Raw genomic sequence first — 10,363 nt, 5'->3', positions numbered from 1 at the left:
TGTGCTGGAAAAACTGACCCACCTGATTGCGACCTCATTGCCACAACAGCTTGCCTCGGTAAATACGTCCTAAAGCTAAATTCAACTACCACACTCTCAACACACAATCGGCAAAATCAAAGCGAGCCGCTAATCAAGTACCTATATTGGATGCGACGGTCAAAAACCGGGCCACGCCAGTCGTGACTTATTCTGGCCGAGGCTTTTTAACCATTTCAATTATTCGGTCGATTTCGTTAAAGTTAGCAGTGGTTACTTTAGAAGTGTACCCGCCCTTAATAGTTCTAAAATGCTCTTTCGGGTCGAATGCTGGCTGTTTGTCTAACGGGAGGGCCTCCCGTAAAATAAGTGCATTGGCGTATTTTTTCGTATCGGGATCGATTGGAACAAGAAAAACCAAATGCTTAGCTTTGTTTTCAAAAGGCGCCCCACCTTCAATAACCTCGGCTGGCGAGAGGAGTATGTTAACTACGTCTTTGCTGTTGACTGATTTAGCTTGTTTTATTGTTTGCAATACCTTGCAAGTAACAAGGTAGCCAATTAAGCTGTTATCTGGATGCTTGACTGCGCTTTCCCCGTTAGCCAGCTTGCGCGCATCCTCTTTTAGCTCGTCGCCTCGAACTACTGGCGATTTGCCCATAACCTCCACAAGCGCTACTAGCTGACTTCTAGCGGCGAATTCACCCCAATCCCGCCGTGCGGGCGTTTGGGCCCAAAGGATGACTGAGACTAGACTGGTAACGATTGCTGCAATTAGCTTCTTTAACATAAAACGAGTTGAGATTCAGCGCACTTTACTCGCCGAAGCGTCCGCACCGTTGATAATAGTATCTTGGAGTTTCTGAGTCTGACACGGCAAAAGCTTCATTCTCAGACTGAGATCTTATCTCACGTGCCCATCTGTCGGTTTCATTTTGGACCCACAGGAATTTTGTCACGAGTATTTTTACGGCTAACTCACTTTGGGTGTTTTCTCGTAACTTCCCATACTCAGCCATCAATCCATCAACCGTAAAATAACTTTTCATTATGCCTGTCAACCACTGGTTGTAATGTACGTTTTCGTGTTTTTCGACCTTAGTAAAGAACTGACTTGCAGGGTTTATCCAAATCTGAACACCACTCGGGATTCTTGCCAGCCCGCCTTGGCCAGTAACGACAAACTTACCTGTGACAGAGTCTTGACCAGTGCTAGGATTTCCATCTATGGAAGGCGGAGGCGCGTATCCTGCGATTTCAGGTCCAGCCTCGACTTGAAGTAAGTTTAGCAATTCTTTTGTTTTTCTGCCCTGATCATAGGTTACTTTGCACAGTATGTCATAAGTGGATATACGTCCTGCCCCGCATTCACTGTCTGGGTAAGCATACCAGTGACAGTCTGCGTTGGTCACATAGCTATTTGGGCTAGAAAATGTGACCTTAGGGTTGTTTCCACCACCGGACAATGCTCTGTATGACCACTCATATTTAATATCAGGGTCATTTGGGTCTGCGCCAATGACGGTAACGCCAAATCGTGCGTTGTTATCTCCATCTGTACAAACAGGTGGTAGCAACGGATATTTATCGAATTTCGGAAGCACTTTCACCTGCCCATTTGCTTCCAAATAACCTTCTTCACGACACTCAGCGTCTTTGGGAAATCGGTTTGTACTGATGGCCGAAAAACTGGCCGTGCCAGCATACTGACAAATGATGGTATCACCAGAGATTCCAGCAACGGAAGGATTGCTGCTCCCATACGCTAGCACACTGTCTTGGGCAAAGTATCCATTGGAATAATTAACTTCCATATTTAACCGCACTCGATCTCCAACCTCGTATTCACCTGGGCCATACAGACTCCAGCCCCAGACATAGCCCCACAAATCGCAGGCGCCACAGGTTTTATAGACAGGATTGACGACCATGGCATTCATCACTAAACCGCTGTTGAGATTTTGGCTCCAAATATTGATGCCGCCCGTACGCGCTGAAGCCGGGATGACACCGGATGCTTGCAGGCTATTGATTGAGATGCCGGTGGTTTCACCCGGCGCCAGCGATTGGTTCATCGTATAAACACTGGCTCCGTAACTGATTTTGACTTCGACGTTGTTGGGCTCAGTGGCAATGTTTTGCAACATTATGGCACTGTGCCAATCCCCATCCGTACGCCAAAATGCCATGTTTGCGGAGCGCTTACCATTGCAAATGAGCGAGGCGGGTGAAACGAAAGAGCCAAGTTGATCGAGGCTGGCAACCTCGGCGACCAAGCTGCCAGGCAGTCCCGTATAAGCGAGATCGAGATTCAAATCGGCATTCAACTCAACCGTCCTTCCAATACCGCTACTGAGTTGCTGGCTTAGATTGAGCAACTGCATCGCACCGCTTTTCAAGCTAATTTCCGGCAATAAGCTACTCTGCTGCCCGCTGGAGGTTTGCCAACTCACTTTTGGCCTGAGCGAGATTTCAGCCCCGCTGCGGTTGCGCAAAGCAACATACGGAGTGAAAGATGTCGTAGTAGGCGCCATGCCCATCATTGCGCCTACGCCGAGTGGAATGCCTGTCCCGTATAAATGTTGACTTCCGTCAGCACAAACGCACTGAGAGGGGCCGTGAAAGGTCAGCGGCAAAGAAAAGCCGATGGATGCATCCGCGACCCAGCCTTGCGCGATCAGTGGGCGCGGCTCGACAACTGACTCAACCCGTAGCCCGGCGGTCGTGGGGAAACTGAGATTGCCGATATCGCTGTTGCGGAGGGGGAATTGAATGGTGGCAGAAGCACTTGGCGCTAATTGTCGTTGGACGGTGACGGGTAAGCCGCCTGGCAGGTTGAAGCTAATGTTGACGGTCACTGCTGTGTCAGTCGGATTTTGTACCGCTACATTCGCAATTGAGCCGCTGCGGTAAAGCAAGGCCACCGCGTCCAGCGCACCGAGCGAAGCTGTATGAGTCTGCATGAACGGGAAATTAAAGTTAAGGCTCTGACGTGTATCAGTGCATTGAATATACGCATTAATTGCGCCTGCTGAGGGCGCATCGAAATCCAGAGAAGTACCGCCGTTCTGGCTCAGGGATTCGCCCCAGGAAGCCAAAAGACCAGCTACGTCATAACTGATAGTTGATTGTGGGATGATTGGTCTCGTGATGAACGTGAGCGTACGATTGGGTAATATTAGCTTAGGAGTAACCCAAATCATTGTAGTGTGGACATTACGAACGTAAATAGTCGCGGACATGGAGCCTTCGGTAGACCAGTAAGGAGCATAGATGCGGAAATGGCTAGTCGGCTCAGAAGATTGCGCATGAGCTACGCTATTGGTGGCAGGAACGCCCGCGTAATGCGCTGCTGGTAGCAAACGCCAAAGGCACGAGATCAGCATGAAAACTGCGACTGAAAAAACGAAGCTTCTGACGAGCAATACTGTGGACAGTTTTTCTTGATGAAGCGCCAACAGGTTCAACGACTTAGCTTTTTGGCGGCGAATTTCTCCAAAGTCAGCCTGCGCGCTTACTTTGAATTAATTCTATAAGCCGCTGTCGTTGCAGCTAAAGGCTTTATTCCTCGTCTAAAAAATGTCCACAGTATTTGACGAGGCGGCCTGCGAAATAACGATTCAACACATTACCCTCCTTTTCTGGCAACAGAAAAGGCAATAACCGAAAAACTTGTTGTTCGAAACGTTAACGGTGCGTGGGGCGATTCGTTTACGTTGTTGACTGCCTGAATGGCAGGGGCATTATAGGCTATAATGGAAAAAAAAGTACGCATAAAGTCGAAGTCGTTCCCGTCACGTTGCAGCCGCACCCGAATGCCGACAGCTTGTCGGTCGTTACCATTTTCGGCGGCTATACCGCTTGTGTGAAAACGGCGGACTGGCACGACGGGATGCTGGGCGCGTACATCCCGCCGGATTCCCTCGTGGACACCACGCGCCCGGAATTCGCCTTCCTGGCGAAAGAAGGCCGCACCCAGGAGCGCATCAAGGTCAAGCGGCTGCGCGGCGTGGTTTCAATGGGGCTGCTCATTCCCGCGCCTGCCGGAGCGAGTGCCGGCGACGACCTGGCCGAGTATTTCGGCGTGACGCATTATGAACCGCCGCTGCCGCTTTATGAAGGCGCGAATGAACGTCCCCCATGCGGGTACCATCCCAGTTATGACGTGGATTCGCTGCGGCGCTACGGCCATCTGTTCGTACCCGGCGAGCCGGTGTGGATTACGGAAAAGATTCACGGTTGCAACGCGCGCTATTGTTGGGTGAATGGCGCGCTGCACGCCGGGAGCCGCACGACTTGGAAACGGCAGGAGCCGCTGAGCCTTTGGTGGCGCGCGCTCGACGCGCATCCAGAGATTGCCGCCTTCTGTGAGGCCCACCCTGACCTGACCGTGTATGGTGAAATCTACGGGCAGGTGCAGGATTTGAAATACGGCGCGGACAGAAATGAGGTGCGCATCGCCGTGTTCGACTTGTTGCGCGGGACGGAATGGATTGCGCCCGCCGCCGCGCGCGTGATCGGCGCGGCGTTGCCGTGGGTGCCTTGTCTGGCTGAAGCGCTGCCGTTCGATCTGCCCACGGTGCTGGCAATGGCAGAAGGCTCGAGCTTGATCGCGGGGGCAAATCACGTGCGCGAGGGCATTGTGGTGAAGCCGATCAACGAGCGCACCGACAGCGAGGTCGGGCGCGTCTGTCTCAAGGTTGTCTCAAATGGTTATCTTGAGCGGGCGTAGAAAAAACGCCAGGCACGAGTAGCGCGACCTGCTGAGGTTGCGCGGCTTCAGCAGCTACGACCTTGGTTCGCGTTACGGCCAGGGATGTGACTGCTGAAGCCGCGCAGCCTCAGCAGGTCGCGCTACTCGTGCGGGGGAGCCAGACTGTCTTGCCAGGGGGCAAAAGCTGTTACGGTTTGGCGGGAGCCGTGGGCGGTTTGGGCGCGTCGGGTTGGGGGAATTGAAAGGGCGCGCGGGTGATGGTGATCTTCCAAAAGCCATCGTTGTCCTCATCGTTTTCGATGGAGACGAAGACGGCGGGGGCGGCGGTGGATTGAAAAAACGCGCTCTTGTCGTCATCGTCGGTCATCAACATCAGCGGCTTGCCGAGCTTCTTTTGGTAATGCTGGAGGATGGTGTCGAAGGAATCTTTGGAGCGCATTTGCACCATCTCGCTGCCGGGGATGCGGCTGTAATTGCCGGTCGCCGCGCCGGGGTATTCAAACTCTTTCAGGTCGAGCGGTTTGGCATCGCCGGGGGCGAGGGAAGCGCCTGAGGCCGCCGCTTGTTCCGCCGCTTCGCGGGCGCGTTGCTCGGCCTCACGGATGCGGTCTTGGGCTTCGCGGGCGCGATCCTGGGCTTCGCGGATGCGATCCGCCATTTCCTGTTTGCGCGCCATCTCGGCGGCTTGGGCGTCCATGCGCGCCAATTCGACTGGGTCGGTGACGGGGTCTTCGCCATTGACGTGCGCAAAAATCAGGCCCAGCCCAATGCCCACCATTAACACTAGGAAAAACGCGAGCACGCGCCAGTGTCTGCCTTTGGTGAAAAACCGGCGCTGCATCGGCGCGGTATTCGCCCCCGGCGTCATAAACGCGTGCGGAGTTTGCATGGCGTGCGGCAGTTGCTGATAGCGTGCGGTATCCGACGAAATGACATCGCTGATGCTGGGCGGCAAGGGCGCGGAACCAGCCGGAGCGAAGGCGGGTTCCTGGCGGCCGTAATTGCGCGTGGCCGCGCCGGACAGCTCATTCTCAGCAGGCATTCCGGTCAAGAGGGGCGCGCCGCATTGGCGGCAAAACTTCGCGCCCAGCGGCGATTCAAATTGGCAAGTCGGACAGGGTTGCATCAGCGATTCTCCGGTACTTGGGCGGGTTTGACGGGCGCGGGCGGCGTGACAGGCGCGGGTTTTGCCGGTTTGGTATCAACCGTGAGCACCTTTTTGCCATCGGTCACGATGATCGTTTCGCCGTTAGCGACTTCGGGCTGACTGGTCAGCGCGCCTTGCGGTTTGGGGAAGCGGAAGGGCGAGCGCATGGCGAAAATCTTTTCGCGGTTGCGGTCGTTGGTTTCCTGCACCAGCACAGTGACCGAAGGCGTGCCAGCGGATTGAAAGAGCGCGCGTTTGTTGTTGCGGTCGTTCAGCACGACATACGGTTTGCCGAGCTTGCTCTGGTAATGCTGCACGATGGTCTCGAAATCGTCTTTGGTGCGCAGCGTGGTCAATTCCTTGCCGGGGATGCGGCTGTATTGGCCGCTGGTGGCGCCGGGGTATTCATAATCTTTCAGATCGAGCGGCTTTTCATCCAGGCCCGTCAAACCGCGCTCTGCGGCCCGTTCAGCCTCTTCGCGCGCGCGTTCGACATCTTCCATGCGCCGCTCCAAGTCCTCGCGCATGCGGTTCGCGCGCTCACTGATAGACCCGGTCAGCGTGTTGTTCAGCCGATCCTCGGTGCGCAGACGTTCCAACCGCGCGCGGTCTTCGTTGGAAAGCCAACTGCGACCGCGATTCGATTCCTGGTTGATGCCCGCGCCAATGCCGCCTGCCATCATCAACAATAAAAATCCGCCCGCCAATTTCAGCAGGCGGCGCTTCTTGTGTTTGATCGGGGCAGTGTTGTGAATGGGCGGCATGTAAACTGGCGCGGCTTGCGCATACATGGGCGCAACGTTCGGCAAGTTCGAAGTGCCGACTCCGGCAGAGGAGGGCGCTTTGTAATAGCGCGCTGTCTCTGATCCGAACGCATCCACGACGCTGGGTGCGGGTTTTGGCAAGGGGGCTGAAAACGCCGGTGCGCCCTCCTGGCGGCCATAATTGCGCGTGTCGGCGCCGGACAACTCGGATTCGGCATAGAGCGGCGCGCCGCATTGGCGGCAAAACTTGGCGCCCTCAGGCGATTCGTAATGACAGATTGAACAGTGTTGCATTTGCGCTTACCTCGAACTTCGCACGTGGTGCCTGAATTTGTCCGAATGGACAATGCGCCATACGCCTGCTGCCCCGATTTGTTCGGGCTTTGTTGGCGGCGGCGCGCGTTATTGTTGCGGGTTGACCTGCGGGATGAAGCTGGATTGGATGAGAGTGATCGTCGTTTGCCCCGCATCTTCCGCATTGTTGCCAACCGTCACCATATAGGGTTTATGGATAAAGACCACGGACTTGCGCCCTTGTTCTTTTGATTCGATGGGCGCCCGGCCAAATTTTTTCTCGTAGTAAGCTTTGACCGTGTCCACATTGTCGCTGGTCTTCATGGTCAGCACGTGTTGACCGAAGGCTTCGGTGCGATTGATTTCTTCAGCCTTGGGATACCGCAGTTGATCAAAGCTTTGCAGCGTACCTTGTCCGGGCGCGGGTGGCGGCGGTGGCGGGATGCCATTCGGTGTATTGCCGCTTTCACGGGCGGCGCGGTCGGCTTCCTTTTGCGCCTCGGCGATGGCGGCCTCGATTTGTTTTTGCACCTGAGGCACCGCATTGCTGGCGCGTTTGAACGCATAGCCGAGCAAGCCGCCGCACACCAAGAGCGAGGTCAGCACAAAGCCCAGCACCCATTTCCACCAATTCGATTTGGGAGGCGGTTGCAGCGGATAGGGAACCGGGTTGCCCGATGGATAGGCGGCAGGCATGGGTGGTTGCCCGTACTGTTGGCCATAAGCTTGCCCGTAAGGCTGACCGCCCGGCGGCACCGCAGATTGGTTTTGCAGCCGTGTCGTGTCAGGAGTAAAAGCATCGGCGACGCTGGGCGATGGCGGTTGACCGGGCGCGGTATACGGCCCGGCAAAAGGCGAAGACGTGGGCGGCACATCCGCCGCAGGCGTTTGCCTGCCGTATTGCCGCGTGGGTGCTTCGGTTGCCGTGGCTTCGGGGAGCGGCGCACCGCAGTTGCGGCAAAATTTGGAAGGCACCGCCGCGACGGCGCCGCATTTGGAACAAGTCTGCTGCATGGTCTAACCTCGCCTAGGGAAAATGCCGCTTGCCTGCCCGCCTGCTAGCGCTGCCACAAATACGCAGGCGCTGGCGCATGGTTCGGGCTAAATGGTTCGTGCTAAATTGTGGGTGACGTGCCGCATCTTCACGCGGGCACCAGTGAAATGCAAGCGCCACCCTGGCTCACGGTTCCCGTCGAGCCAGGGTGGCTTTGACCGTAATCAGAATGATCGAAACCGTAGCGCCGCCCTATCACCAAAACCTTTTCCAAACCTTCACCGCGCGCCTTGCGGCCCGTCCTTTCATCGCTCCGCTGGCGCTGCGCAACGCCCACGCGATGACCATCCTCGGTTCCAAACGCCCGCGCCGTTTTGCCTTGAATGCACAACCCGCCGAACGGCGCGTCTTTCGCACCGAAGCGCACACGACGGTCGTGGCCTATTGCCACTGGCAACCGCAGCGCTTGGCCGCGCCGACCCTGTTGGTCATTCACGGGCTGGAAGGTTCCGCCGAGGCGAGCTACGTACTGGGGGTGGCCGACAAAGCCTTTGCCGCCGGCTTCAACGTGCTGCGCTTCAACGTGCGCAATTGTGGCGGCACAATTCATTTGACGCCGACGCTTTATCATTCGGGGCTGACGACGGATTTGCATCATGTGACGCGCGAATTGATCGAAGAGGACGGCTTGCCGCAACTGTTTCTGACGGGCTTCTCGATGGGCGGCAATCAGGCGCTGAAATTCGCGGGCGAGTTGGGCGCAGCCGCCCCGCCGCAATTGCGCGGCGTCGTGGCCATCAGTCCGCCGATTGATTTGGAGCAGTGTTCACGGGCGATTATGCGCCGCGAGAATATGATTTATGAGTTGCGCTTTCTGCGCAGCCTGCGCCGCACGCTGCGCGCCAAGGCGCGGCTCTTTCCCGGCGTCTATGACATCACGCCGCTAAAAACGATCAGGCACCTGTGGGATTGGGATGAAGCGTACCAGCATCACAACGGCTTTGACGGCGCACGGGGCTATTACCAGCACGCCAGCGCTTTGCCGCACTTGCCCAATATCCAAGTGCCCGCGCTGATCATCACCGCGCAAGACGATCCATTCATTCCTTACGCTTCCTTCAGTGATGCGCGGTTGACGGGCAATCCCAACGTGCATCTGGTGGGCACACCGCATGGCGGGCACGTGGCCTTTTGCGGAATCAAGCAGCCGGACGAAGATCGCGCCTGGGCCGAGAATCGCGCCGTCGAGTTTTGCCGGTTGATTAGCGCAGGTGTGTGAGAGACAGGGTAATGTTAGCCTTGGCTCTCAGAGCTTTCTTCATTCTCCATTCTCTGGCAGCGGGCAAACTTCGTCAGCCTGTCTCTCTGCCAGGAATTGAGAATGAAGAATGGAGAATGCTTGCGGTAAGCAAAGAGGCAGGCAAATTCCTTTGACGCACTGGCCCGTCACGAAAAGCTCAGATTTCGTTGCACCAGCGCCGACTCAAAATAGCGCACCGCGCGGTCGCGGTCGCGCCCGATCTGTGCTTTTAATTCCTCGATGCCGTTGAATTTCTTTTCGCCGCGCAAGCGATGCAGCATACGCACGCGAATCGTTTGGTCATAGAGATCGCTGTCAAAATCAATGAGGTGCGTCTCGACCTTCGATGCCACCTCGCCGCCAAAGGTCGGGCGTTTGCCGATGTTCGTCACGCTGCGCCGCCAGACGCCGTCCACCAGCGTCAGCGTGACGTAAACGCCATCCGCCGGGAGCACGCGATTTTCGAGCGCCAGGTTGGCCGTGGGATAGAGCAGTTGTTTGCCGATGCCGTGGCCGCGCGTGACGACGCCTTCGATGCCGTAGGGGCGGCCCAACATGCGGCGCGCGACGTTGACACGGCCCGCTTGCAACAGGCGGCGCACTTGCGTCGAACTGATGCGCTGCTGGCGCAATTGCACTTCGGGGACTTCGGCGGCGTGAAAGCCGAGGCGCTGGCTGAGTTGCAGCAACAATTCGATATTGCCGCGCCGTTGGTGCCCAAACGCGAAGCCTTTGCCCAGATAAACTTCGCGCGCTTGCAGGGCATCGCAGATAAAGCGTTGCACAAACTCTTCGGCAGAGAGCGCTGCCAACTCCGGCGTGAAGTTGAGCACGACGACCTGTTGCAAGCCGAGCAGCCGCAAGCCTTCCATCTTTTGGTTGAAGGTCTGCAACAGCGGTGGCGCCGTATCGGGCCGCAGCACCTGACGCGGATGCGGATCAAACGTAATCAGCGTCGGCGTCACACCCCGCAGCAACGCGCGCTCGACGACCATTCGCACGATGGCCTGATGGCCCAAATGCAAACCATCGAAGACGCCCAACGTCGTCACCGTCGGGCGCTGCAATTCTGCGTGCTCAATGTCGTGGAAGATATTCATAGTAGTCAGTAGTCAGTAGTCGGTAGCCGGTAGTTTGGAGTTGCCTGGCCTAATCGCCGCGACTACTGACT

The 10,363-nt window shown here is 56.5% G+C and carries 8 protein-coding genes; 2 read left to right on the top strand and 6 right to left on the bottom strand.

Features of this window, described 5'->3' with window-relative positions; genetic code table 11:
- Window positions 1-187: 187 nt before the first annotated feature.
- Both HY011_05955 and HY011_05950 read right to left on the bottom strand, forming a co-directional pair.
- A complete protein-coding gene (locus tag HY011_05955; GenBank protein ID MBI3422464.1) occupies window positions 188-640 on the bottom strand; it encodes a hypothetical protein in 453 nt (150 codons plus the stop codon).
- 154 nt (window positions 641-794) lie between these two features.
- Window positions 795-3,446 carry a hypothetical protein gene (locus HY011_05950; GenBank protein MBI3422463.1) on the bottom strand — a complete coding sequence of 884 codons (2,652 nt, stop codon included), beginning with the start codon at window positions 3,444-3,446 and terminating at the stop codon, window positions 795-797.
- Between the two features lie 359 nt (window positions 3,447-3,805).
- On the opposite strand from HY011_05950, the gene HY011_05945 reads away from it, so the two are divergent.
- Window positions 3,806-4,711, top strand: coding sequence for a hypothetical protein (locus HY011_05945; GenBank protein ID MBI3422462.1), 906 nt, complete (start codon window positions 3,806-3,808; stop codon window positions 4,709-4,711).
- 169 nt (window positions 4,712-4,880) lie between these two features.
- On the opposite strand, the gene HY011_05940 is transcribed toward HY011_05945, so the two are convergent.
- From HY011_05940 to HY011_05930, 3 genes are all read right to left on the bottom strand, one after another.
- Window positions 4,881-5,819: a zinc ribbon domain-containing protein gene (locus HY011_05940; GenBank protein MBI3422461.1), complete on the bottom strand. Its 939-nt coding sequence runs from the start codon at window positions 5,817-5,819 to the stop codon at window positions 4,881-4,883.
- A complete protein-coding gene (locus HY011_05935; protein MBI3422460.1) occupies window positions 5,819-6,898 on the bottom strand; it encodes a zinc ribbon domain-containing protein in 1,080 nt (359 codons plus the stop codon). The genes HY011_05940 and HY011_05935 overlap by 1 nt, the downstream gene beginning before the upstream one ends.
- A gap of 108 nt (window positions 6,899-7,006) precedes the next feature.
- The gene (locus HY011_05930) at window positions 7,007-7,912 is read right to left on the bottom strand and encodes a hypothetical protein (protein MBI3422459.1); all 906 of its coding nucleotides are present in this window, start codon (window positions 7,910-7,912) and stop codon (window positions 7,007-7,009) included.
- Window positions 7,913-8,121: 209 nt separating this feature from the next.
- Here HY011_05930 and HY011_05925 point away from each other — a divergent pair, with 209 nt between their 5' ends.
- On the top strand, window positions 8,122-9,171 hold the full coding sequence (locus HY011_05925) for an alpha/beta fold hydrolase (protein ID MBI3422458.1): 1,050 nt from the start codon (window positions 8,122-8,124) through the stop codon (window positions 9,169-9,171).
- A 167-nt stretch (window positions 9,172-9,338) separates the two neighbouring features.
- Here the strand turns inward: HY011_05925 and HY011_05920 are convergent, their stop codons facing one another.
- Window positions 9,339-10,292, bottom strand: coding sequence for a bifunctional riboflavin kinase/FAD synthetase (locus HY011_05920; GenBank protein ID MBI3422457.1), 954 nt, complete (start codon window positions 10,290-10,292; stop codon window positions 9,339-9,341).
- Between the last annotated feature and the right edge of the window lie 71 nt (window positions 10,293-10,363).

The sequence above is a fragment of the Acidobacteriota bacterium genome (assembly GCA_016196035.1).
Lineage (GTDB): Bacteria > Acidobacteriota > Blastocatellia > RBC074 > RBC074 > JACPYM01.
The sequence above is the reverse complement of the archived record's forward strand: the minus strand, read 5'-3'. Positions and strand labels throughout refer to the sequence as shown.